Annotated in this window: 23 protein-coding genes; 11 read left to right on the forward strand and 12 right to left on the reverse strand. The window is 56.8% G+C overall.

The genetic code is table 11. The annotated features are described in order from the left end of the window. Positions 1–57: 57 nt before the first annotated feature. The 5 genes from EQV96_RS16395 to hemF all read right to left on the reverse strand — a co-directional run bounded on the left by EQV96_RS16395 (position 58) and on the right by hemF (position 4,525). Positions 58–1,554 (reverse strand): hypothetical protein, encoded by a 1,497-nt coding sequence (locus tag EQV96_RS16395; protein ID WP_153326286.1) that lies wholly within the window; start codon positions 1,552–1,554, stop codon positions 58–60. Between the two features lie 12 nt (positions 1,555–1,566). Next, positions 1,567–2,103, reverse strand: coding sequence for a hypothetical protein (locus tag EQV96_RS16400; protein WP_141228134.1), 537 nt, complete (start codon positions 2,101–2,103; stop codon positions 1,567–1,569). Between the two features lie 286 nt (positions 2,104–2,389). Continuing rightward, positions 2,390–2,716: a DOPA 4,5-dioxygenase family protein gene (locus EQV96_RS16405; protein WP_153326288.1), complete on the reverse strand. Its 327-nt coding sequence runs from the start codon at positions 2,714–2,716 to the stop codon at positions 2,390–2,392. Between the two features lie 50 nt (positions 2,717–2,766). Next, the gene (aroE, locus tag EQV96_RS16410; RefSeq protein WP_240882194.1) at positions 2,767–3,588 is read right to left on the reverse strand and encodes a shikimate dehydrogenase; all 822 of its coding nucleotides are present in this window, start codon (positions 3,586–3,588) and stop codon (positions 2,767–2,769) included. A gap of 22 nt (positions 3,589–3,610) precedes the next feature. After that, the gene (gene hemF / locus EQV96_RS16415) at positions 3,611–4,525 is read right to left on the reverse strand and encodes an oxygen-dependent coproporphyrinogen oxidase (protein ID WP_094999596.1); all 915 of its coding nucleotides are present in this window, start codon (positions 4,523–4,525) and stop codon (positions 3,611–3,613) included. Between the two features lie 152 nt (positions 4,526–4,677). On the opposite strand from hemF, the gene EQV96_RS16420 reads away from it, so the two are divergent. Then, complete coding sequence (locus tag EQV96_RS16420; protein ID WP_153326294.1) at positions 4,678–5,655, forward strand: NADPH:quinone reductase; 978 nt, start codon at positions 4,678–4,680, stop codon at positions 5,653–5,655. Between the two features lie 177 nt (positions 5,656–5,832). Here EQV96_RS16420 and EQV96_RS16425 read toward each other — a convergent pair whose 3' ends face one another. Together EQV96_RS16425 and dprA are read right to left on the reverse strand one after the other, a co-directional pair. Further along, a complete protein-coding gene (locus EQV96_RS16425; protein WP_094999595.1) occupies positions 5,833–6,390 on the reverse strand; it encodes an L-threonylcarbamoyladenylate synthase in 558 nt (185 codons plus the stop codon). Between the two features lie 35 nt (positions 6,391–6,425). Next, positions 6,426–7,523, reverse strand: coding sequence for a DNA-processing protein DprA (dprA, locus tag EQV96_RS16430; protein WP_094999594.1), 1,098 nt, complete (start codon positions 7,521–7,523; stop codon positions 6,426–6,428). A gap of 381 nt (positions 7,524–7,904) precedes the next feature. Between dprA and def the strand changes: the two genes are divergently transcribed. The 5 genes from def (at position 7,905) to EQV96_RS16455 (ending at position 12,595) form a co-directional block, all read left to right on the forward strand. Then, complete coding sequence (gene def / locus EQV96_RS16435) at positions 7,905–8,411, forward strand: peptide deformylase (RefSeq protein WP_016782844.1); 507 nt, start codon at positions 7,905–7,907, stop codon at positions 8,409–8,411. A 207-nt stretch (positions 8,412–8,618) separates the two neighbouring features. Further along, on the forward strand, positions 8,619–9,569 hold the full coding sequence (fmt, locus tag EQV96_RS16440) for a methionyl-tRNA formyltransferase (RefSeq protein ID WP_094999593.1): 951 nt from the start codon (positions 8,619–8,621) through the stop codon (positions 9,567–9,569). Continuing rightward, on the forward strand, positions 9,566–10,876 hold the full coding sequence (gene rsmB, locus EQV96_RS16445; protein WP_095017920.1) for a 16S rRNA (cytosine(967)-C(5))-methyltransferase RsmB: 1,311 nt from the start codon (positions 9,566–9,568) through the stop codon (positions 10,874–10,876). Before fmt ends, rsmB begins: the two co-directional genes overlap by 4 nt. Before the next feature lie 20 nt (positions 10,877–10,896). Further along, the gene (gene trkA / locus EQV96_RS16450; protein ID WP_094999591.1) at positions 10,897–12,273 is read left to right on the forward strand and encodes a Trk system potassium transporter TrkA; all 1,377 of its coding nucleotides are present in this window, start codon (positions 10,897–10,899) and stop codon (positions 12,271–12,273) included. A gap of 10 nt (positions 12,274–12,283) precedes the next feature. Beyond that, positions 12,284–12,595: a tetratricopeptide repeat protein gene (locus EQV96_RS16455; protein ID WP_094999590.1), complete on the forward strand. Its 312-nt coding sequence runs from the start codon at positions 12,284–12,286 to the stop codon at positions 12,593–12,595. 122 nt (positions 12,596–12,717) lie between these two features. Here EQV96_RS16455 and EQV96_RS16460 read toward each other — a convergent pair whose 3' ends face one another. Both EQV96_RS16460 and tag read right to left on the reverse strand, forming a co-directional pair. Next, on the reverse strand, positions 12,718–13,605 hold the full coding sequence (locus EQV96_RS16460) for a lysophospholipid acyltransferase (RefSeq protein WP_094999589.1): 888 nt from the start codon (positions 13,603–13,605) through the stop codon (positions 12,718–12,720). Between the two features lie 183 nt (positions 13,606–13,788). After that, positions 13,789–14,346: a DNA-3-methyladenine glycosylase I gene (tag, locus tag EQV96_RS16465; RefSeq protein WP_095020604.1), complete on the reverse strand. Its 558-nt coding sequence runs from the start codon at positions 14,344–14,346 to the stop codon at positions 13,789–13,791. Between the two features lie 81 nt (positions 14,347–14,427). On the opposite strand from tag, the gene glyQ reads away from it, so the two are divergent. The 4 genes from glyQ to EQV96_RS16485 all read left to right on the forward strand — a co-directional run bounded on the left by glyQ (position 14,428) and on the right by EQV96_RS16485 (position 18,824). Beyond that, positions 14,428–15,381: a glycine--tRNA ligase subunit alpha gene (gene glyQ, locus EQV96_RS16470; protein WP_003437964.1), complete on the forward strand. Its 954-nt coding sequence runs from the start codon at positions 14,428–14,430 to the stop codon at positions 15,379–15,381. After that, a complete protein-coding gene (gene glyS / locus EQV96_RS16475) occupies positions 15,378–17,432 on the forward strand; it encodes a glycine--tRNA ligase subunit beta (protein WP_094999587.1) in 2,055 nt (684 codons plus the stop codon). The genes glyQ and glyS overlap by 4 nt, the downstream gene beginning before the upstream one ends. Before the next feature lie 4 nt (positions 17,433–17,436). Further along, positions 17,437–17,976, forward strand: a complete 540-nt coding sequence (gene gmhB / locus EQV96_RS16480) for a D-glycero-beta-D-manno-heptose 1,7-bisphosphate 7-phosphatase (RefSeq protein WP_165446529.1) — start codon at positions 17,437–17,439, stop codon at positions 17,974–17,976. A gap of 77 nt (positions 17,977–18,053) precedes the next feature. Beyond that, positions 18,054–18,824, forward strand: coding sequence for a lysophospholipid acyltransferase family protein (locus tag EQV96_RS16485; RefSeq protein ID WP_094999585.1), 771 nt, complete (start codon positions 18,054–18,056; stop codon positions 18,822–18,824). 254 nt (positions 18,825–19,078) lie between these two features. Here the strand turns inward: EQV96_RS16485 and EQV96_RS16490 are convergent, their stop codons facing one another. From EQV96_RS16490 to EQV96_RS16500, 3 genes are all read right to left on the reverse strand, one after another. After that, a complete protein-coding gene (locus EQV96_RS16490; protein ID WP_095017923.1) occupies positions 19,079–20,296 on the reverse strand; it encodes a class I SAM-dependent methyltransferase in 1,218 nt (405 codons plus the stop codon). A gap of 228 nt (positions 20,297–20,524) precedes the next feature. Next, positions 20,525–22,147 carry an MFS transporter gene (locus EQV96_RS16495; RefSeq protein ID WP_094999584.1) on the reverse strand — a complete coding sequence of 541 codons (1,623 nt, stop codon included), beginning with the start codon at positions 22,145–22,147 and terminating at the stop codon, positions 20,525–20,527. Between the two features lie 90 nt (positions 22,148–22,237). Continuing rightward, positions 22,238–23,899, reverse strand: coding sequence for a GMC family oxidoreductase N-terminal domain-containing protein (locus tag EQV96_RS16500; protein ID WP_240882195.1), 1,662 nt, complete (start codon positions 23,897–23,899; stop codon positions 22,238–22,240). Positions 23,900–24,050: 151 nt separating this feature from the next. Here EQV96_RS16500 and EQV96_RS16505 point away from each other — a divergent pair, with 151 nt between their 5' ends. Continuing rightward, positions 24,051–24,938, forward strand: coding sequence for a LysR family transcriptional regulator (locus EQV96_RS16505; protein WP_095020603.1), 888 nt, complete (start codon positions 24,051–24,053; stop codon positions 24,936–24,938). Positions 24,939–24,996: the final 58 nt, after the last annotated feature.

A 24,996-nucleotide genomic window follows, 5' to 3' on the forward strand; every position in this document is an offset into this window, starting at 1 on the left:
GATAAAAATCAATCGACAGATAAATCATGCTTTCTTTCAACGGATATTTATATCAATTTAACTTTTCAATGTCTCTGCCGATGGCTCATCGGGAGTTATCGTCGAGAAATTAACGGCCACTGCTTCTTTAATTTCACCCTTTTGAGTAAAACCACTGACACCTACAATATCATTACCATTTCGAGCATCTGCTAATGGCCTTGTATAGTTCAGATCAATCTGTGAAATACTTAACTCGTCCAGCGAATGTAACTCGCTTGTACCAGTCGACTCAATCCTGCTTTGGCCATCATGATTGGCATCAACCCAAACCCTCACATCGCCCCAGCGTTCATCCTGGTTATCAAATTTAAGGTCTTTGTTGCTATCCAGGCTGCGCAGTGCATCAAATGCATTATCAAAGTTCTTTTTACTCGGAGAATCTCGGCTTCCTTGTTCGGCACCAAAATACTCTGACATCAACTCCGAGACATTATCAATTTTTCCGTTTCCATCAAGGTCCAAAACAACCATACCTTCGTCAGGGCTGCTCCACCCCGTTTGCACCTTCTCGCCGTCGTTGTTCATGTCGAAATGAACAGGAGAGGCATGAGGGTTGGTGAGTTTTGCTCCGGCCCCACCCAGATCCAAAATCAAAGGGTCTACTTTGTTTTCTAAGGCGCATTTCATTCTTGCAATTTGTTCTGGCGTTATATAGTTGAGACCTCCAACACTTTCCAAAGAAATATCAACATTAGCAGCTGGCCTTTCGATATTTGTCACAGGTACCCCTCCGCCTGTGCTGTAGCCGTTCGATGCAGAAGTAGCGCCACCTGCCCCCCCACTTCCGCCACTGTCAAGACTACCAGCCGTACCGTTACTTATACCGCCACCTGGAATCACAGGCAGTGAAATATCAACTTCTACACCTTTTACTAATAAATCTTCAAATACTATCTTTATGACAATAGGTATAATCATTGAGGCATTGCCAAAATACTTTTCGAAAATCATCCCAATAGCAGCGGCATTTTGTATAAATACCGTGGCATAATTTTCCATTTGCTCTAAAAAGTTACGGCCCGGAATCTCAACGTAATTATGCCCTAGTCCACCCCCCCACACAGGAAACTCATCACCGAGCGTCCCGGCCCATTGCCATGGTTCCAAACCTAAGTATTTTACTGCGGCTTGCACGTCTCTTTTGATCACATCTTTAATTGGCAAAATGCCTTTAGCGTGAATAAAATCCGCAATAACTTGGTGGGCTAATCTGTCAGAAGCATTTTTATACATACGCGAAGTGAATTTCCTTCCGGAGCGCTCAACTGCATATCGCATGGAATTGGAAACCAGTTCGCTTGCAAAGCTTCCGTCAATATTATTGATAGATTTTGCAGCCATAAGCCAGTTAGCCGTCATCAACATCTGGTCTCTCACTTCGCCATCGGCCTGGTTGGCAATAGCTTTTTGAGCAACATTATATAAGTAATGGTATCCTCCCGCGTAGTCTTTCACGGCGAGTCTATGTTCCAGGTATTTGATATCCGCGGGTGCCAGAGGTATTTGCACCATATTGGCGCCTCCTTAATTAATTAAAAAACGATCCAGAAAATTCAACACAAAAACATCGGCTTCTTTAAGGTTGGAAATCTCACGGCTAAACAAATAGTCAATCCCAAAAGTACTTTTGTACGCTCTTTTTCCCATATAAATCAGGTCCCACTCATATATATATGCATTGCTTCCATCACGGCCCGCAACTCTATAAGTCTTTTCACTATCCTCTAACAGTTCAACCCCATCAAAAGACGCAATGGTTTTTAATGTTCGGGTGGCTCGATTTATATCAAACGGAGGAACGGATATAGGAAATAAAACTAACACCATTACATTGTTAGATTTATTTTTATAATCAACCAACTTCATGGATGGATACTCAACACGAAGAGTGACCACGCTTTCACCGTTAAAATCAATAAGCTCGCAATCCTTATCCGAAACATCAAAGGAAAAAACACTGATATTCGTTTTTTCATTAACAAACGTGCAAGCTGCATGGGCGGGCATTGAGCCCCAAGCAAACACCAGTGATATAAGCCCACCTTGAAGATATCTACGCACTACCAGCCTCCAATATTACTGATGTATCGCCATTTCCACAGGAGTAATAAATATAGCGACCAACAAAATTCAATCTTCATAGCTCAGCGCGGAACATGGTTTTTGGACGTGTCATTTCCATACCCCATCCAAGAGCGAGATTAAAAACCTTAACGCCCTGAAAACTTTAGGCCTGGTACCAAAATATGACCACAGCGAAGCCGCCGTTCTTAATGTCGGATATTTCCGTAACTAAAAATAGTATGTAGGAGAGGGTTAAACCGGGCGCAGAACTGCGCGCCCCCGTTTAAAAAACAGACAAGTCCAGCGGCCGAATCGCGCCCATCCAGATAGCATGGTCGGTGTGGTCCAGCAGGTCGTTGCCGGTATCGGGATGCAAAAACACCACCAGACCGTGCCGGTAGAGCGCCAGCCACGGCAGGACGATGCCGATCAGTTCAGGGCCGAAAGCCAGCTGGCAGCTCCAGTCCGGGTGCGGGCCAACCGGGCGTTCGTGGACGCGGCCCATGGTGACGCCAAACAGTCGCCTGGCCTCTTCGCCCAAGGCGCGCGCCTGATCGATGGTCGAAGCGTCGAAGTAGACATGGGCGTGGTAGCCCTTGATTCGCTGCATAAGTACCTCTTGCCCTCACCCCGCCCTCTCCCGGAGGGAGAGGGGCTGCTTTAAAGCGCCAGCAACCGGCGCAATTCAGCCAGCGCCGGTGCAGTATCCGGACGCACCCCGCGCCACAGATTAAACGCCTCGGCGGCCTGTTCGGCCAGCATGCCCAAACCATCCATCACCTGACCCGCGCCATGCCCGCTGGCCCACACGCAAAACGGCGTCGGCTCCTTGCCATACATCATGTCGTAGCACAGGGTTTTACCCGGCTCGATCAGGCTGCTGGCAATGGGGGGCAGTTCGCCGCTCAGGCTGGCCGAGGTGGCATTGATGATCAGGTCGACCGGCTCGTGCAGCCAGTCAAAACCGCTTGCAGCCACCGGGCCCAGGTCACTGAACAACTCGGCCAGCAACTCGGCTTTTTCAACGGTGCGGTTGGCGATGGTGACCGAGGCCGGCCCTTCAGCCAGCAACGGCTCCAGCGCACCCCGCACCGCACCGCCTGCTCCCAGGATCAGGATGCGCTTACCCTTGAGGCTGAAACCGGCATTGACCGTCAGGTCGCGCACCAGCCCTGCACCATCGGTGTTGTCCCCCAGCAAAACGCCATCGGCCAATTTGCTCAGGGTGTTGACCGCTCCTGCTCGCTGGGCCCGAGCTGTCAGTTGATCCGCCAGGCGGTAGGCGTCTTCTTTGAAGGGCACTGTCACATTGGCGCCACGCCCATGCAGGAAGAACTCCGTTGCGCAGCCAGCAAAATCATCCAGTGGTGCCAGCAAGGTGTCGTACTGCATGGCCTGGCCAGTTTGCTCGGCAAACAGGCGATGCAGCACCGGGGATTTGCTGTGGGCAATCGGGTTACCAAAAACAACGTAACGGTCCATCAGGCAAGCTCCTCGGGCAGTGTCAGGCGTTGGCCAACCAGTCGCGGTCTTGCAGGAAGTAATCCGTCAGGCGCGCTTCCGGGCTTTCCGGTTCCGCTTTCCAGTCATAAGCCCAGCGCACTTGCGGTGGCAGGGACATCAGGATCGACTCGGTGCGACCGCCCGATTGCAGGCCAAACAGGGTGCCACGGTCATAGACCAGGTTGAATTCCACATAGCGTCCACGGCGGAATTCCTGGAACTCACGCTGCTGGGCAGTGTATTCGTCGTTTTTGCGGCGCTGAACGATCGGCAGGTAGGCGTCGATATAGGCATCACCAATGGCGCGAATAAAAGCGAAACAGGTGTCGAAATCCCACTCGTTCAGGTCATCAAAAAACAGGCCGCCAATACCACGGGGCTCATTGCGATGCTTGATATGGAAGTAGGTGTCGCACCACGCCTTGTAGCGCGGGTACACATCGGCACCAAATGGCGCACAGGCCTGCTCGGCCACGCGGTGCCAGTGCACGCAGTCTTCTTCAACGCCATAGTAAGGGGTGAGGTCAAAGCCGCCACCGAACCACCAGACCGGTTCTTCGCCTTCTTTCTCAGCGATAAAAAAACGCACGTTGGCGTGGGACGTTGGTACATGCGGGTTGTGCGGGTGGATCACCAGCGACACACCGAGGGCTTCAAAGCCACGGCCCGCAAGTTCAGGGCGATGAGCACTGGCCGACGGTGGCAGGCCGCTGCCGAACACATGGGAAAAGTTGACGCCGCCTTTCTCGATGACGTGGCCGTTTTCGATTACACGGGTACGACCGCCACCACCCGCCGGGCGCTCCCAGGCGTCTTCAACGAACTGGGTGCCGCCGTCTTCCGTTTGCAATGCGTTGCAAATGCGGTCTTGAAGGTCGAGCAGGTAGGCTTTTACAGCCTCGGTGCGAGTAGTCATGACATCACCTTAAATCGGGCAAAGCGACGCGGCGTGCGGGGCCGGCGGCAAAGGGGGGCTAGCATAACACCGCACTCCGGCTCACCGCAGTTGACGAAGATCACGCTTCAGCGTTGGATGGTGGCTTCGTGAAATGAGCGAGGACAGTGCAGATGGCAAAGCGTATCCAGTTTCGGGCCCACGGCGGCCCTGAAGTGCTTGAGTATGTCGATTACCAACCCGCCGAGCCGGGCCCGCAGCAAGTTCGGGTGCGCAATCAGGCCATCGGTCTGAATTTCATCGATACCTATTACCGGGGTGGCTTGTACCCGCTGGCTGAACTGCCGTCCGGGCTGGGCAATGAAGGTGCGGGGATCGTTGATGCGGTGGGCAGTGACGTGCGCAACGTGAACGTCGGCGATCGCGTCGCTTACGGCACCGGGCCGCTGGGGGCATACAGTGAACTGCACGTTTTGCCTGCAGCCAATGTAGTGAAACTGCCCGAGGATATTTCCTTTGAACAAGCCGCCGCCGTGATGCTCAAGGGCCTGACAACCCAGTACCTGCTGCGTCAGACCTACGAACTCAAAGGGGGTGAAACCATCCTGTTCCACGCTGCTGCAGGCGGGGTAGGTTCGATTGCCTGCCAATGGGCGAAAGCCTTGGGCGTGAAATTGATCGGCACGGTCAGTTCGGCCGAAAAAGCCGCCCACGCCAAAGCTCTGGGCGCGTGGGAAACCATCGACTACAGCCACGAGGATGTTGCCAAGCGTGTACTGGAATTGACCGACGGCAAGAAGTGCCCGGTGGTTTACGACGGTGTAGGCAAGGACACCTGGCTAACGTCACTGGACTGCGTAGCACCACGTGGGCTTATGGTCAGCTTTGGCAATGCTTCAGGCGCGGTAACGGGGGTCAACCTGGGGATCTTGTCGCAGAAGGGCTCGCTGTATGTCACTCGACCGACGTTGGCGTCCTACGCCAATAGCGCCGAAAACCTGCAAGCGATGGCCGATGAGCTGTTTGCGATGATCCGCAGCGGTGCAATCAAGGTTGATTTCAGCCAGCGTTTTGCGTTGGCTGATGCGGCCAAGGCGCAGACGGAACTGTCGGCGCGCCGAACCACGGGATCGACGATTTTGTTGCCTTAAAACAAATTCGTAGCAGCTGCCGAAGGAACGAGGCTGCGTTCGGCGGCGCAGCCGTCGTAAAACCAGACACTGTGGTCGTTCAGAAAAATCTCGGACTCAGGTTTTACGATTGCTTCGCAACCGGACGCAGCCTCGTTCCTTCGGCAGCTGCTACAAGATCGGTTGGGCTGCAACTCATTACGCCGGGCGTACGATTTTGCCGCTAGCCAGGTCGCGGATCAGGCTCGGGTTTTTACGTCCACCCAAGTTGCCACCCAACACATGGTCGATTTGCCCACGGAAATACTGCTCCACTTTCAAGCGAGTACGCGCTGCCGGCAAACCTGCCGGGTTGGCTGAAGTCGAGACAATCGGCCCCACCAGCGCGCACAGTTCGCGCACCAGCGGGTGATCGCTCACGCGCAGCGCCACCGTATCGTGTACCCCGGTGATCCACTCGGGCAGCAAGCCCTGATGCGGCACCAGCCAGGTGTTCGGCCCTGGCCAGGTACTGGCCATGCGGTCGATCCACTCCTGGGGGAAGTCTTCAAACAGGAAGTCGAACTGGTGAATGTTGTCTGCCACCACAATCAGACCTTTATCCACAGGCCGCGATTTGATCGCCAGCAGCCGCTCGACCGCGTCTTCATCCCATGGGTCGCAGCCCAAGCCCCAGACCGCCTCGGTCGGATAGGCAATCACCGCGCCTGCGCGAATGGCTCTTGCAGCTTGTTGGACGCGCCAGGTGCTGATCATTGAATGTCTCCAGATATGTGCTGCGCGCAGTGTACTTAGCTGGCGCGAGCAAACCAACGCCCACCCTCGAGTACAACATGCCCCGCCAGTTCAAGCTCGGTCAGAGTAGCCAGCAATCGGGGCAAATCCCAACCGCTGATATTGGCCAATGCTTCGCTGGTATAGGGCGCTGCCTGCAACAATTGCACTAATGGATGACAGCTTGGAGTAAACATTTCTGTTGTGGGCAACGGCATCGAGCGCCAGCCACGCAGGCCTTCGAGAATGTGCTCAACGGTCTCGACAAGCGTAGCGCCATCACGGATCAACTGATGGCAGCCACGCGCCCCAGGGTGGTGGATGGAACCGGGCATGGCGTACACCTCGCGCCCCTGCTCTGCGGCGAGACGGGCAGTAATCAGCGAGCCGCTGGACACGCTGGCCTCGACCACCAGCACGCCAAGGGACAAACCGCTGATAATGCGGTTACGCCGCGGGAAGTTGGCGGCTTGGGGCCCGGCGTCCAGAGGAAACTCCGATACCACGGCGCTACCGTTGCAAATCATTGCGTCTGCCAATGCCCGATGGCGCTGTGGATAAAGTTTTTCCAGGCCCGTCCCCAAAACCCCCACTGTCTGCCCGCCAACGTCCAGAGCAGCCTGATGCGCTGCGCCATCAATCCCCAGCGCCAGCCCGCTGGTAATCACAAAACCGGCGCCAGCCAGGCTGCGGGAAAAGGCGGTCGCGGTGTCCAGCCCTGGCCGCGAAGCGCGTCGGCTACCGACCATCGCCAACTGCGGTTTTTCCAGAGTTGACGGCTCTCCCGCCACGAATAACAGCGGCGGGGCATCGCTCAATTCGCTTAACAGCGCCGGGTAATCGGCCTGATCATGCAGCAGCACATGGTGTCTGGAGCGCTCAAGCCAGCGCAATGCAGCGCTGGCACCCTCACGGACTTCAGGGCTGCGCCGCGCCTGGGCACACCCCTCGGGCAGCCCCAGGGCACGCCAGGCGCTGGCAGGTGCGCTGAGCGCCGAACTGGCCGAACCAAAGGCTCTGAACAGGCTGTAATAACGCCGTGGCCCAACGTCGGGCAAACGGTGCAAACGCAAGCGGGCCTCCAACTCTGCTGGGGATATTTCTGAGGGTGGCATAGGATCATCCTTGATCGGTTATTCCATCTGGCTGTAAGGAACAAGCTGTGGATAACTCTGTTGACAAGTTGTTTGGCTAACGATGAAAAGTACCGGGTTGAGCCCCTTGGCAGAACTTGAAACGCCAATGGGAAACCCAACATTAGTTGAACGTCGCCTGGAGGCCGGGCAGGTTGGTTTCAAATTGAGACATGCACAGGTGCAGCCCGGCAGCTAGTCGTTTCATCCGTGGGTGAATCCCTTTATTATGTGCTCTCGCGTGAAACGCCTGAGCCCGAGCGGGCTCTCTCTGAAGGAGACGTTTTGCACAGGTTGCTCGAGTCCCCAGGACCCACCTGACAACCGTTTTTGAATCTTTCACACAGTGCACCAAACAAACTTATGGCTATTTTGAACATCCTCGAATTCCCAGACTCGCGTCTGCGTACCATCGCCAAACCCGTGGCGGTTGTGGACGACGAAGTCCGTCAGTTGATCGATGACATGTTTGAAACCATGTACGAGGCGCCAGGTATCGGCCTGGCCGCGACCCAGGTCAACGTGCACAAACGCATCGTGGTCATGGATCTGAGCGAAGACCGCAGCGAACCGATGGTGTTTATCAACCCCGAGTTCGAGATCCTGTCCGACGAGATGGGCCAATACCAGGAAGGCTGCCTGTCGGTACCGGGTTACTACGAGAACGTTGATCGCCCGCAGCGCGTCAAGATCAAGGCGCTGGACCGTGACGGCAAACCTTTTGAAATGATCGCTGAAGGCCTGTTGGCGGTGTGCATTCAGCATGAGTGCGACCACCTCAACGGCAAGCTCTTCGTCGACTACCTGTCTACGCTCAAGCGCGACCGGATCAAGAAGAAACTGGAAAAACTGCACCGCCAGAACGCTTGATCGGCATAAAACGCACAACACTCCCGAACTGGCAGGGACCCGATGTGGGAGCGGGCTTGCTCGCGATCGGGCCAACACGGTTCTGCTGATACACCGGGTAGCCCTCATCGCGAGCAAGCCCGCTCCCACATGAAAATGAGCCAGCCGGTCCGTTCGCTGGCTCATTGCCGTCAGTTCCCGCGCCCCCCTATTCCAAGTGAGTATTCCATGACTGAGCCACTGCGCATCGTCTTTGCCGGCACCCCAGAATTCGCCGCCGAACACCTCAAGGCACTGCTAGACACGCCTTACGAGATCGTCGCGGTCTACACCCAGCCGGACCGTCCGGCAGGGCGCGGGCAAAAGCTGATGCCAAGCCCGGTCAAACAGCTGGCGCTGGAGCACAACATCACAGTGATGCAGCCACCCACCCTGCGTGCCCCTGAGGCCCAGGCCGAACTGGCTGCACTCAAGCCGGACCTGCTGGTGGTGGTGGCCTACGGCCTGATCCTGCCGCAAGTGGTGCTGGATATTCCGCGCCTGGGCTGCATCAACAGCCACGCCTCCTTGCTGCCACGCTGGCGCGGAGCAGCGCCGATCCAGCGCGCCATCGAAGCCGGCGACAGTGAAAGCGGAGTGACCGTAATGCGTATGGAGGCGGGTCTGGACACCGGCCCCATGCTGCTCAAGTCCGTGACCGCAATCACCGCCGATGACACCGGCGGCAGCCTGCACGACCGCCTGGCCGAACTGGGCCCACCGGCCGTGATCCAGGCCATTGCCGGTCTGGCGGCGGGGACGCTGCAAGGTGAAGTCCAGGATGACAGCCTGGCGACCTACGCCCACAAGTTGAACAAGGACGAAGCGCGCATCGACTGGAGCCGCCCGGCCGTTGAGCTGGAGCGCCTGATCCGCGCCTTCAACCCGTGGCCGATCTGCCACAGCACGCTCAATGGCGAAGCCCTCAAAGTACTGGCCGCAAACCTGGCTGACGCTCAAGGTGCACCGGGACAGATTCTCGCCGCCAGCAAGGACGGCCTGATCGTGGGTTGCGGTGAAGGCGCCTTGTGCCTCACACGCCTGCAATTGCCTGGTGGCAAAGCGCTGAACTTCAGTGATTTTTTCAACAGCCGCCGTGAGAAATTCGCCGTCGGTACAGTTTTGGGTGCCGCACAATGAATCCTCGTCTGGCCGCCGCCAAAGCCCTGACTGCCGTGCTCAACGGCAAGGCATCGCTCAACAGTTCGTTGCCGCTGCAACTGGACAAGGTTGAGGTACGTGACCGCGGTCTGACCCAGGATCTGGCCTTCGGCACCGCGCGCTGGCAGCCACGTCTGTCGGCGCTGGCCAACAAGCTGCTGCAAAAACCGTTCAAGGCCGCCGACGCTGACGTCGAGGCATTGCTGCTGGTCGGTTTGTATCAACTGCTCTACACCCGCATTCCGGCCCACGCCGCCATCGGCGAAACCGTAGGTTGCGCCGATAAACTGAAAAAGCCGTGGGCCAAAGCCCTGCTTAACGCCGTATTGCGCAATGCACAGCGAGAAAGCGAAGCCTTACTGGCTGAGCTGGAGCGTGACCCGGTGGTGCGTACTGCGCACCCACGCTGGCTGCAAAAATCCCTGAAGGCTTTTTGGCCTGAGCAATGGGAAGCCATCTGTGCAGCCAACAATGCGCACCCGCCGATGATCTTGCGGGTCAACCGTCGCCATCACAGTCGTGATGCGTATCTGCAGTTGCTGGTCGAGGCAGGGATCGAAGCTCAACCTTGCACCTTTAGCCAGGACGGCATCGTGCTGGCTGCGGCCTGCGATGTACGCAATCTGCCAGGCTTTGCCGAAGGCTGGATCAGTGTCCAGGACGAAGCCGCCCAGCTGGCTGCCGATTTGCTCGATCTGGCCCCGGGCCAGCGTGTACTCGACGCCTGCTGCGCCCCCGGCGGCAAGACCTGCCACATCCTGGAAGTCGAGCCCAAGCTCGCCGGCGTGGTAGCCGTGGACCTGGAAGCCAAGCGCCTGGTGCGCGTTCGCGAGAACCTTGAACGTCTGGGCCTGAGTGCCGAGTTGATTGCGGCTGACGGCCGCGATACCGCAACCTGGTGGGACGGCAAACCATTCCAGCGCATTTTGCTGGATGCGCCTTGCTCAGCAACGGGTGTTATCCGCCGTCATCCAGACATCAAGCTGACCCGCCAACCGGACGACATCGCCGCACTCGCCACCCTGCAAGGCGAACTGCTGGACGCGATGTGGCCAACCCTGGAAGTCGGTGGCATCTTGCTTTACGCCACCTGTTCGACGCTGCCGACCGAAAACACCGAGGTGATCGAAGCGTTTCTGGCCCGGACACCGGGTGCCCGCGAGCTGGATATCGCCGGTCAGTTCGGTATCAAACAACCCCACGGCCGCCAGTTGCTGGCGCAAGAAGGTGGGCATGACGGTTTCTATTACGCCAAACTGATCAAGATCGCTGCCGCACGCAGCTAACGGTTCCAGGAAATGACGGCATGAAAATCATCATCCTCGGCGCAGGCCAGGTCGGCGGTACGCTGGCAGAACATCTGGCCAGCGAAGCCAACGACATCACCGTGGTCGACACCGATGGCGAACGCCTGCGCGACCTGGGTGACCGCCTCGACATCCGCACCGTGCAGGGCCGCGCCTCGCTGCCCAATGTGCTGCGCCAGGCGGGTGCAGATGACGCCGACATGCTGGTGGCCGTGACCAACAGCGACGAGACCAATATGGTCGCGTGCCAGGTGGCCTACACGCTGTTTCACACCCCGACCAAAATCGCCCGTGTACGAGAAGCGGCTTATCTGACACGCGGCGAGGAGTTGTTTGATAACGACGCCATCCCGGTCGACGTGCTGATCAGCCCCGAGCAGGTGGTCACCAACTACATCAAGCGCCTGATCGAACACCCCGGTGCTTTGCAGGTGATCGACTTTGCCGAGGGCAAGGCGCAGTTGGTCGCGGTCAAGGCGTATTACGGTGGCCCGCTGATTGGCCAGCAATTGCGCCAGCTACGCGAGCACATGCCGAATGTGGATACACGAGTCGCGGCGATTTTCCGACGCGATCGGCCAATTACACCCCGTGGCGATACCATCATCGAGGCTGACGACGAAGTATTTTTCATCGCCGCCAGAGCCAATATTCGCGCAGTAATGAGCGAAATGCGCCGCCTTGACGAAAGCTACAAGCGTATTGTCATTGCTGGCGGCGGACAGATCGGCGAGCGCCTGGCCGAGGCCATTGAAAGCCGTTACCAGGTCAAAATCATAGAGATGAATCCTGCACGTTGCCGCTATTTGTCCGACACGCTCGACAGTACAGTTGTGCTGCAAGGTAGCGCCTCGGACCGCGACTTGATGCTCGAAGAGAACATCGCCGATGCCGACGTGTTCCTGGCCCTGACCAACGATGACGAGGCCAATATCATGTCCTCGCTGCTGGCCAAGCGCCTGGGCGCGAAGAAGGTGATGACCATCATCAACAACCCGGCCTATGTGGACCTGATCCAGGGTGGCGAAATCGATATCGCCATCAGTCCGCAGCTGGCCACCATCGGCACCTTGCTGGCCCACGTACGCCGTGGCGATATCGTCAGTGTGCACTCACTGCGCCGCGGTGCGGCGGAGGCCATCGAAGCCATCGCCCACGGTGACTCCAAGTCGAGCAAGGTGATTGGCCGCAGCATCGGTGAAATCAACTTGCCACCGGGGACCACGATTGGCGCGATCATTCGCGACGAAGAAGTGCTGATCGCCCACGACTCTACCGTCATCAATGCCGGCGACCATGTCATCCTGTTCCTTGTGGATAAAAAGCATATTCGCGACGTAGAGAAGCTGTTTCATGTGGGCTTGAGTTTTTTCTAAGGAGTCAGGGATGCTGGAATCACTGGAAAAGATGCTCGCCAAGGGTGTGGATAACTCATTGCTGCGCTTTGGCCTGGGCAAGGGCTATCTGGACCTTGGGGATAACTTGAAAGCGGCGGAGCATCTGCAGCGTTGCGTCGGCTTTGACCCCAAGTATTCGGCGGCCTGGAAGCTGCTGGGCAAGGCGCAGCTGGCGGCGGGGGATCGTGCGGCAGCGCGGGCGGCATGGGAGCAGGGGATTGCAGCGGCTCAGGCCCATGGCGACAAGCAGGCCGAGAAAGAAATGACGGTGTTTTTGAAGAAGCTGGATAAGTCGCAGTAATTCATCCAGCTTCATATTGGGTACTTGATGTGGGAGCGAGCCTGCTCGCGAAGATCGTTAGATAATCGCGGCGCTTGTGAAACCTTCGCGAGCAGGCTCGCTCCCACGGGATGCATGTCTGGTCAGTACCAGCGCGCCTCACCCGGCGGACGCTTCTTGAAGCGCTTCATGCTCCACATGTACTGGCTCGGGTACGCCCGCACATACTTCTCGACCACCTTGCTCATGGCCGCGCACGAGGTCGCCGTATCGGTGCTGTACATCTCTTCGGGCGCCGCTTCCAGAATCACTTTGAAACCCGAACCGTCGGGCAAGCGCAATGCGTGGAGGAACACGCCCACCGCTTTGCCGCCCGCCAGCATATTGGGCACAAACTTGCTGGTCAGGGCCATCGTGCCGAGGAACGGCACAAAAATTCCGGCTGACTCAGCGGGCTCCGGATCTGCCGGAATGCCCACCTGACCACCTTTGCGCACCTCCTTGATCACGCTCAGGATGCCTTCTTTGGTCGATGCCGCCACGCGGTTGCCCAGCTGAACGCGTTGCTTTTGCAGCAATTCATCCACAGCCTTGAGCTTGGGCGGGCGGTAAAAAATGATCGGCTTGCACTGGCTGCAATAGAAGTGGTTGAGCACTTCCCAGTTGCCCAGATGGCTGGTGATGCCTACCACGCCCTTGCCTGAGGCCAGGGCGTCCTTGAGCACGTCCAGACCTTCGACTTCACGCACCAGGTCAATCGAACGCTGGGCCGGCCAGATCCAGGCGCACGCGCTCTCGGTCAGGCTTTTACCGATGTCCTTGAGGCTCTGGCCCACGAGTTGCTCACGGGCGACCGGGTCCATTTCGGGGAAGCATTTGGCCAGGTTGATCCGCACCACATCGCGCGAACGATTAGGCAGTTTCCACATCAACCAGCCAATGGCCGAGCCCACGCGTTGCACCGCGCTCCACGGGAGCATGGCAAACAATCGCAAAGCCCCGACCAGCAAGGCGCCTTTAAACTTTTCCACAGAATAATCTCTCGAAAGCACTCGTAGCAGCTGCCGAAGGCTGCGTCCGATTGCGAAGCAATCGTAAATGCTGAGTGCTTGATTTTACTGACACATCGCAGGGCCTGACTTCACGACGGCTGCGCCGCCGGACGCAGCCTTCGGCAGCTGCTACGGGTTATGCGTGTGGCGAAAAAAGACATTCTAACCGCCGTTGGCCAGTTCCGCGTAACGGTCGCAATACGTGGCATGGTCCATAACCATGCCGCTGGCCTGCATAAAGGCGTAGCAAATGGTCGGGCCGACGAACGTAAAACCGGCTTTTTTCAGGCCTTTGCTCATGGCTTCGGCCTCTGGCGTCACCGCAGGGAATTCATGGCGTTCAGTAAAGTGGTTGATCTTCGGTTTACCACCCACAAACGACCATAAAAACTCCACCGGGTTGTCCAGAGCCAGCCAGGCCCGGGCATTGCGTCGTGCTCCGGCCACCTTGAGACGGTTGCGGATAATCCCCGGATCCTGCAACAAAACCTCGATTTCAGTGTCCGTCATAACTGCCAAACGCTGCACATCAAAGCCAAACATGACCTTGCGATAGTGCTCGCGCTTCTTCAAAACCGTGATCCATGACAAACCTGCCTGGAACCCTTCGAGCAATAACAACTCGAACAGCCCATGCGCATCGCGCAACGGCACGCCCCACTCTTGATCGTGATAAGCGGCATACAGCGGATCTTCTGAACACCAGAAGCAACGTGGCATATAGGCTCCAGGGGGTGGAGGGGCGACCGAATCGGGTATACTCCCGCTCTTTAAATCGCAGCCCAAGAAACAGGTGAATTTGTGAGCCAGCCTACGCCAGCAGTGCGTACCTTCCAAGACTTGATCCTCGCCCTCCAGCAATACTGGGCCGAGCAAGGTTGTGTGGTGCTTCAGCCCTACGATATGGAAGTGGGCGCCGGCACATTCCATACCGCCACGTTTTTGCGCTCTCTGGGCCCGGAAACCTGGAACGCCGCTTATGTGCAGCCCAGTCGTCGTCCGACTGACGGCCGCTACGGCGAAAACCCGAACCGTTTGCAGCACTACTACCAGTTCCAGGTGGTTTTGAAGCCAAACCCGCCAAACTTCCAGGAGCTGTACCTGGGTTCGCTGAAACATATCGGCCTGGACCCACTGGTCCACGATATCCGTTTCGTAGAAGACAACTGGGAATCGCCAACACTGGGCGCCTGGGGTCTGGGCTGGGAAATCTGGCTCAACGGTATGGAAGTCACCCAGTTCACCTACTTCCAGCAAGTAGGCGGCATTGAGTGCTACCCGGTTACCGGCGAAATCACCTACGGCCTTGAGCGTTTGGCTATGTACCTGCAGGGCGTGGATTCTGTCTACGACCTGGTATGGACTGACGGCCCGTTCGGCAAAGTGACCTACGGCGACGTGTTCCATCAGAACGAAGTCGAGCAGTCGACTTACAACTTCGAACACGCCAACGTCGACAAACTGTTCGAACTGTTCGATTTCTATGAAAGCGAAGCCAAGCGCCTGATCGAACTCGACCAGCCTTTGCCGTTGCCAAGCTACGAAATGGTGCTCAAGGCATCCCACACGTTCAACCTGCTGGATGCCCGCCGCGCCATTTCCGTGACCGCGCGTCAGCAATACATCCTGCGTGTGCGTACCCTGGCGCGTTCGGTGGCTCAGGCCTACCTTGAAGCTCGCGCCAAGCTGGGCTTCCCGATGGCTCCGCCGGATTTACGTGATGAAGTGTTGGCTAAGTTGGAGGCAGCACAATGAGTGCTCAAGATTTTCTGGTTGAACTGGGCACTGAAGAACTGCCACCAAAAGCCCTCAATACCCTGGCTGATGCATTTCTCGCCGGGATTGAAAAAGGCCTGCAAACAGCCGGTCTGAAATTCAGCGCGAAAAAAGTCTACGCCGCACCGCGCCGCCTGGCCGTTCTGCTGACCCAGCTGGAAACCCAGCAGCCTGACCGCAGCATCAATATCGACGGCCCGCCACGTCAAGCTGCTTTCGATGCCGAAGGCAACCCGACCCAGGCAGCCCTTGGCTTTGCCAAAAAATGCGGCGTTGAGCTGAGCGAAATCGACCAGAGCGGCCCAAAACTGCGTTTCAGCCAGGTGATCGTCGGCAAGCCGACCGCCAGCCTGCTGCCGACCATCGTTGAAGACTCGCTCAATGACTTGCCGATCCCCAAGCGTATGCGCTGGGGCGCGCGCAAGGTCGAGTTCGTACGTCCAACCCAGTGGCTGGTCATGCTGCTGGGCGACGAGGTCATCGATTGCACGATCCTTGCGCAAAAAGCCGGTCGTGAGTCCCGTGGCCACCGCTTCCATCACCCGGAAAACGTGCGCATCAGCGCCCCGGCCAACTACGCCGAAGACCTGCGCAAAGCCTACGTGCTGGCCGATTTCTTTGAGCGTCGCGAGCTGATTTCCAAGCGTGTGGCCGAGCTGGCGACGATGCAGGAAGGCAGCGCTATCGTGCCGCCGGCCCTGCTCGACGAAGTGACCGCGCTGGTTGAATGGCCGGTGCCGCTGGTGTGCTCGTTTGAAGAGCGCTTCCTGGACGTCCCGCAAGAAGCCCTGATCACCACCATGCAGGACAACCAGAAGTACTTCTGCCTGCTGGACGTCGATGGCAAATTGCTCCCGCGCTTTATTACCGTGGCCAACATCGAGAGCAAAGACCCGCAGCAGATCATCTCGGGTAACGAGAAAGTGGTTCGCCCGCGCCTGACCGATGCCGAGTTCTTCTTCAAGCAAGACAAGAAGCAAAAACTCGAGAGCTTCAACCTGCGTCTGCAAAACGTGGTATTCCAGGCCCAACTGGGCAGTGTTTACGACAAGGCTGAGCGTGTTTCGAAACTGGCGGCATTCATTGCCCCGCGCATTGGCGGTGACGCACCGCGTGCCGCCCGTGCCGGTTTGCTGTCCAAGTGCGACCTGGCCACGGAAATGGTCGGCGAGTTCCCGGAGATGCAAGGCATTGCCGGTTACTACTACGCGCTGAATGACGGCGAGCCTGAAGACGTCGCCCTGGCGTTGAACGAGCAGTACATGCCGCGTGGCGCGGGCGCCGAGTTGCCGAGCACCCTGACCGGTGCTGCAGTGGCCATCGCCGACAAGCTCGACACCCTGGTGGGTATTTTCGGCATTGGCATGTTGCCTACAGGCAGCAAAGACCCGTACGCACTGCGTCGTGCAGCGCTGGGTATCCTGCGCATCCTGATCGACAAGAAACTCGACCTCGACCTGACTGAAGCAGTGAAATTCGCTGTCAGCGCTTTCGGGGCCAAGATCAAGTCGGCCGGTCTGGCAGATCAGGTTCTGGAATTCATCTTCGACCGCCTGCGTGCGCGTTACGAAGACGAAGGCGTGGACGTGGCCACTTACCTGTCGGTACGTGCCCTCAACCCAACGTCGGCGCTGGACTTCGATCAGCGCGTGCAAGCCGTACAAGCGTTCCGCCAGTTGCCGGAAGCCGCTGCACTGGCCGCCGTGAACAAACGCGTTTCGAACCTGCTGAGCAAGGTTGAAGGCACGGTTTCGACCCACGTTGAAGCCCGCTATTTCGACAATGCTTGTGAGTTCTCGCTGTTCTCGGCCATCCAGAAGGCCGACGAGGCCGTACAGCCAATGGCTGCTGCCCGTCAGTACAACGAAGCCCTGACCCGTCTGGCCTCGTTGCGCGAGCCGGTGGATGCGTTCTTCGAAGCGGTGATGATCAACGCAGAAGACCCGAGCGTGCGGGCTAACCGCTACGCCTTGCTGGCCCGTCTGCGTGGCCTGTTCCTGGGTGTTGCCGATATTTCACTGCTGGGCTGAGGGGTTGCCGTTGAAACTGCTGATTCTCGATCGGGACGGAGTAATCAATTACGACTCCGACGCTTACATCAAGTCAGTCGAGGAGTGGCAACCACTGCCCGGCGCGATCGAGGCCATTGCGCAGTTGAGCAAGGCCGGCTGGACAGTCGCCATCGCGACCAACCAGTCCGGCATTGCCCGCGGCTACTATGATGTTGCCACGCTGGACGCCATGCACGCCCGCTTGCGGGCGCTGGTGGCAGAGCAGGGTGGCGAGGTCGGATTGATTGTCTATTGCCCACACGGACCTGACGCGGGTTGCGCTTGCCGTAAGCCCAAACCTGGCATGTTGCAAACGATTGCCAACCATTACGGCGTTGATTTGGCCCAATGTTGGTTCGTCGGTGACAGTTTGGGTGACTTGCAGGCTGCGCAAGCCGTCGATTCTCAGCCAGTTTTGGTAAAAACCGGAAAGGGCCTACAGACATTGGCCAAAGAGTTACCGGTTAATACTCTAGTATTTGACGATCTGGCGGCAGTCGCCGCAGAACTTATCCACAAATAAAGCATGTTCGAACACTGGCCTGCACGTTATGCGCTGGCCTGTTCCCTTATGCTTTATCCGCAACGGTAAAAGCCGCTATGTCGATACTGCAGGCCATCAGAACCTTCTTCTTTTACCTGCTGCTGGGCACCAGCTCTCTGCTGTGGTGCTCGCTGAGCTTTTTTGTCGCTCCGTTTTTGCCATTCCGTGCGCGCTATCGGTTTATCAATGTTTACTGGTGCCGCTGCGCGCTGTGGCTGACACGGGTGTTCTTGAAAATTGACGTTCGGGTTACGGGCGCAGAAAACATCCCGCAACGACCGTGCGTGATTCTGGCCAACCACCAAAGTACCTGGGAGACGTTTTTTCTCTCGGCCTACTTTCAGCCGTTGAGCCAGGTACTCAAACGCGAATTGCTGTATGTGCCGTTTTTTGGCTGGGCGATGGCGATGCTGCGCCCGATTGCCATCGACCGTGACAACCCCAAGGCTGCGCTCAAGCACATTGCAAAAAAGGGTGATGAGCTGCTCAAGGACAACATTTGGGTGCTGATCTTCCCGGAAGGCACCCGCGTGCCGTTTGGCCAGGTGGGAAAATTTTCCCGGGGAGGCACGGCCCTGGCGGTCAACGCCGAACTACCGGTACTACCGATTGCCCACAACGCGGGCAAGTTCTGGCCCAAGACGGGCTGGGCGAAAAAGGCTGGCACCATCGAGCTGGTCATCGGTGAACCGATGTACGCCAACGGCAGCGGTCCACGGGCCATTGCCGAGCTGAACGACCGGGTACAGGCCTGGAACGAGCAGGCTCAGCGCGACATGGGTTCGTTGCCTCCTATAGCTAAACCTTCTGAAACGATTGTGAACTAAGCAAATTGTGGATAACTTGTGCACAAGTTTTCTTTTTTTGTGAAAAAACAGACGTAAGCCTATGATTTTCATGCTTATTTCAGACTGTAAGTTTTCACCTAAATACGTGCATAAGTTTTTCTAAGCGCAAAAAAAACCGGCTTATATCAGCCGGTTTTTTGTGCCTGTCGATTCATTGCTTCTACCGCGCGGCCATCCTGCACCTTGGTAAATTCAAGATATCTGGATTCATCGCAACCTAACCAACATTGCTGTCAGGAAAAGCTATTGCTGCGTGTCAGATGCGGGATGAACGTGGTCTGGTACTTCAACTGATCGGCCTTGAGGGTTGACGCCGGATACACCAGATTTTCCAGCTGTCTGGTTTTTTCGATCATCTTTTGATCACCTTTGACGAAGTTTATCGAATACGCATTGTCTGGGCCCGGACTCGTAGGGGTGACCGTCACCGGGGTAAATCCAGCATTGGTGGCCATGGCGATCAGTCTTTCTTGGGACATATAATTGGCAGGTGTTTCAGCTTCCATATATTGATTGTAGGTTCGCTCCAGTTGTGCGGGCGATATATCCGGGTTTTCATGGAGCTTCTTATACAACTCAATGACCACATGCATCAGGTCGATATCATCTCCGCTCAGGCGACTGGAGTGCTCGGTGATGCTCAGTACGCCCCCCTCCTTGAGCAGATCGGCGGCTTGTTTGATACTGTATTGTTGCACCCCGTCGGAGGGGAAGTGATGCAGTGAATGCTGATACATGACGCAATCAAACTTTCCACCTTCCACTAATGGGTTTGCACAATCGCTCCCTGCCACTTTGCCGCTGCTCATGCTAGTGCCGTCATAAATGATCTTTTTAACGGATGCACAATTCTTGCGACTCTCGAGTTGCACCGTTTTGCTGTTTTCGTCCCATCCTGTTTCAGTATCGACTTCCAGGACATAGGGCTCGACATATATGCCGCTGGCCTCGGCCAGACTGGCGGATACATAGGACGTCAGCTTGCCGTCATTTCCGCCGATATCCAAAACCTTGAGCTTGTTCGAACCGCGGCCCAAATCTGGATTCACCTCCATGATCATAGTGGCGATGTCATTACCCTTTCTGCTGAGGTGAGCAGTGACATCAGTCGCAACGGATTGTTTATTGATCGTTGTCGCGTTTCTATACCAATCGCACAGTTTTTCTATAAAAACGGCGTTGGGAAGCTTTCGTGAAACGTCCTTGGCGAGGCCCACCATATCGGCAATCAAGCGTTCCTTGTACTCATTGCTGATTGAAAAAGAATCCGAGTCGCAGTGATAGGTCAGTACTTTGGAAAGATCAGCATGTCGGCCAATATTCTCGCCGTGCAACTTTAAATAGTCATGGATAAAGTAATTACTCTTTGAGTCCAGTCGATGTTGGACAGGTTCGAAGCTTTCCAATGGACCGTCGAATGCCCTAGGAGAGAGTGAGATAAGTTGCAACATACAGAGTTCCTTATTCGCTGATGATCGTTCTAGGCTATAAGTAGGATTATCAGCAAAGCGGGTTCCAGAGACTTTGTATGAGCCCTTGTCCAAAGCTTTGGACGACCCGACCACAACAACAGAGGGGCAGGTTATTGAATGGGGCTTTATTGCCACGTTCAAGTTCGGGAATGTGGAAGGCGGTGGGGCTCTTCGCTCCACCGCTCGCTCAAAGGGAAGGCGGGTTACTTAGACCTTGTCGATATTCACATTCCTCGTTTCCTTGAGGCACAGCATGCCCACCACCAGGCTGACCCCGGTGATCACCACCGGGTACCACAGGCCATAGAAGATATCCCCGGTGTAGACCACCAGTGCAAACGACACGGTGGGCAGAAAACCACCGAACCAGCCGTTGCCGATATGGTAGGGCAGGGACATTGAGGTGTAGCGGATGCGAGTCGGGAACAGCTCTACCATCACGGCTGCCAGTGGGCCGTAGGTCATGGTGGCAATGAGTGTCAGTAGTACCATCACCAGTACAACCATTGGCTGGTTGACCGCGCCTGGATCAGCCTTGGCCGGGTAACCCGCTTCGGTTATCGCTGCGCGCATGGCCGCTTCGTCAAAACCGCTGATTTTCTGTTCACCTACCGACACTTGAACTTCAGCGCCCGGTGCAGCCGACTGTGAGGTATACGGCAAGCCCTGCTTCACCAGGAAGGTTTTAACCTTGTCGCACGGGCTGTCAAAACGTGCCTTGCCTACCGGGTCAAACTGGAAGGTGCAGGTGCCCGGGTCGGCCATGACCACAATCGGTGATTGACGGCTGGCGGTATCAATCTGCGGGTTGGCGTAATGGCTCAATGCTTTGAACAGCGGAAAGTACAGGACTGTGGCCAATAACAGGCCAAGCATCAGGATCGGCTTGCGCCCCACACGGTCAGACAGCCAGCCGAAGAATATAAAGAACGGTGCCCCGATTACTACGCTGATAATCAGTAAGAGATTGGCCTGGGCCGGGTCCATCTTGAGCATCTGTGTCAGGAAAAACAGCACATAGAACTGCGCGGTATAGAAGGTTACCGCCTGGCCAGCGTTGATACCGAACAGGGCAATCAGCACGATCTTGAGGTTTTCCCATTTACCGAACGATTCGCGGATCGGCGACTTGCTGGTTTTACCTTCGGCTTTCATTTTCACGAACGCTGGCGACTCGTGCATGCTCATGCGAATCCAGGTCGAGATGCCCAGCAGCACGATGGACAGCAGAAACGGCAGGCGCCAGCCCCAGACTTCAAACTGGTCACCGGTCAGGTACCGGCAACTCAGCACCACCAGCAGCGACAACAACAAACCCAAGGTGGCAGTCGATTGAATCCAGCTGGTGTTGAAGCCACGCTTGCCCGGTGCGGCGTGTTCAGCCACGTAAGTGGCTGCACCGCCGTATTCACCGCCCAGCGCCAGCCCCTGGAGCATGCGCAATACCACGAGCATGATCGGGGCAGCGATACCGATGCTGGCGTAGGTCGGCAACAGGCCGACAGCGAAGGTCGATAAACCCATCAAGATGATGGTCATGAGGAAGGTGTATTTACGCCCGATCATGTCACCCAATCGACCGAACACCAGTGCCCCGAAGGGTCTCACCAAAAAGCCTGCGGCGAAGGCCATCAAGGCAAAAATAAACGCCGTGGTGTCGTTGACCCCAGCAAAGAACTGCTTGCTGAGCACGGTGGCCAAAGCGCCATACAAGAAAAAGTCATACCACTCGAAAACGGTCCCGAGGGATGACGCAAAAATGATCTTGCGCTCTTCGCGCCCGGTCGTTCCTTTGACGGTAGCCGCCTGTTGTGCAAGTGCGTCTGACATGTGCAAAGTCCTCGGCCCTATGGGCCACAGTGATTATTGTTGTTGTCCACTGCCGGTTCCGGATGACTGCGCCCGAAACCACGATCGCCTTCAGGCGACCGGTATAGCTGCCGTGCGGTTAACGCCTGCTGTGTACTGCGGTGTTTCAAGCGAAGCCTGCAAAATCAGCTGCGCGGCTTTTTCGCCAATCATCAGGGTCGGAGAACAGGTATTACCCGACACGATGCTGGGCATGATCGAAGCGTCTGCCACCCTCAAACCCGGTACCCCATGAACGCGCAATTGGGCATCGACCACTGCCTCGGCGTCCTGGCCCATGCGGCAAGTGCCCACGGGGTGAAAAATCGTCGTACCAATACGGGCAGCTGCGTCGTACAGCTCTTGTTCGGTCTGCAAGTCCTTGCCTGGCAGATATTCCTCAGGGGTAAAGGCCTGCAGAGCTGCGCTGGCCACGATACGCCGAGTCAGGCGTATGGCATCGGCTGCTACCTTGAGATCATCAGGGTGGCTCAGGTAATTGGGGTCGATCAGCGGTGCGTCATCCGGGTTTGCCGAACGGATATCCACGCGCCCCCGGCTTTTTGGTCGCAAGTTGCACACCGAGGCGGTAAAGGCCGGGAAGGTGTGCAGCGGCTCGCCAAAACGCTCAAGGGACAGCGGCTGGACGTGGTATTGCAAGTTGGCAGATAACTGATCAGGGTCGGATTTGACGAACGCCCCCAGCTGACTGGGGGCCATCGCCAAAGGACCACTGCGGTCGTAGGCATATCGCAGGCCCATGCCGACTTTACCCCACACGCTATTGACGACCTGGTTGAGGGTTCGGGCCTTGGTCAGTTTGAAGATCAAGCGTAACTGCAAGTGGTCCTGCAAATTCCCCCCCACCCCGGGCAGCTCATGCAGCACAGTTATCCCCAGGCTTTCGAGCAAAGGCCGCGGGCCAATACCCGAGCGCTGCAAGATGCCAGGAGAGCCAATCGAACCGGCGCAAAGGATAATCTCGCAACCGGCCGTGAAGGTATGCTGTGCGCCTTGCCAGCGCGCACTGACCTGGGTGGCCCGGCCGTTTTCAAGCAGCACTTTGTCGACTTGCACGTCGGTCAAAACCGTCAGGTTGGGGCGCTTGAGTATTGGCCGCAGAAAAGCCTTTGAGGCATTCCAGCGCACACCGGAGCGCTGGTTGACTTGAAAGTATCCACAGCCCTGGTTATCGCCACCGTTGAAATCGCTGACGCTGGCAATTCCGCTTTGCGCGGCGGCGTCACGAAACGCGTCGAGAATCGGCCATGAATAGCGCTGCTGCTCAACCCGCCACTCACCTTCACTGCCATGCAGCTCAGAATTGCCGGCAAAGTGCTTTTCGCTGCGTTTGAACAATGGCAATACGTCATCCCAGCCCCAGCCCGAATTGCCCAACTCGGCCCAGCGGTTGTAATCACCCGCCTGGCCGCGCATATAAATCATGCCGTTGATGGACGAGCTGCCGCCCAAGACCTTACCCCGTGGGTAGCTCAGGCTGCGACCTTGCAAACCGGCCTGGGTTTCGGTCTTGAAACACCAGTCGGTGCGCGGGTTACCGATGCAATACAGGTAACCCACAGGAATATGGATCCAGGGGTAGTTATCTTGCCCGCCCGCTTCGAGCAGCAACACGTTGTGGCGAGGATCGGCAGACAGCCGATTGGCCAGCACTGAACCTGCAGGCCCGGCACCCACGATGATGTAGTCGTACACCTTGTTGGCTGATGGCATGTATCACCTCGCGCCTTTTATTTATTGTTCTTGTCCTACACCATCCTATTGATTATTTTCGTGTTGCAAACGCGAGATTTCACCCATGGCTTGTGCGTTTTTGCACAGTCATCCGTAAGCCACATCTGATGTAGCGCTCTGGGGGTTGATCATGTTCGACTGGAATGACATGCGGTACTTCCTGGAGTTGCAGCGCAGCGGACGTTTACTCACCGCCGCCAAGCGCCTGAACACCACCCATAGCACCGTTGCACGGCATATTGAGAGCATCGAGCAACACTTGGGCGCGGCTTTATTTGTGCAATATGCCCAGGGGTACGAACTGACCCCGGCCGGGCAAGCCTTGCTCAAACATGCCGAAGCGATGGAAAACGTCGCACTGCTGGCCCAGGAAGAAATCAACCAGTCCCTCACCCCCTTGGGCAAAATCCGTCTGGGTGTCACCGAGGGCATTGGCATCATGTTTATCACCTCGCGACTGCGGGGTTTGTTTGAGCGTTATCCAGGTCTGGAGGTGGAACTGGTCGCAGTACCGCGCTTCGTCAGCATCCTCAACCGCGAAGCAGAAATCAGTATTCATCTGGAGCGTCCCAACGCCGACCTGTTGATAACTCGCAAACTCACTGACTACCGGCTCGCGCTCTATGCCAGCCGCCTTTATCTGGACAAGGCGCCGCCTCTGAACAGCCGCGACGATCTGGCCAACCACTACTGGATCGGCTACGTCGACGACCTGTTGTTCAGTCAGGAGCTGCTGTTCCTCAATACCTTCTGCCGCACCCCGACCGTGACCTTTCGCAGCACCAGCGTCATTGCCCAGCAACAAGCCGCTCGCGCCGGCCTGGGTATCGCCGTATTGCCCAACTACATGGCCGCTGACGACCCCGACCTGGTGCGTGTATTGCCGGGCGAGTCTGTGCAACGCAGTTACTGGATCAGCACCCGCCGGGAACTGCACAAATCCGTAAGGTTGAGGGTGGTGTGGGATTTTTTACTGGAGTTGTGCCGCGAGGAGAGGGCGGTGCTGCTGGCGCCATAGTCATTTTTTAGCCATTAAAAAAGGCCAACGCTGAGCGTTGGCCTTTTTGGGTACTGCG

The organism is Pseudomonas sp. TMW22080, assembly GCF_022496745.1.
Taxonomy (GTDB): Bacteria; Pseudomonadota; Gammaproteobacteria; order Pseudomonadales; family Pseudomonadaceae; genus Aquipseudomonas; species Aquipseudomonas bubulae.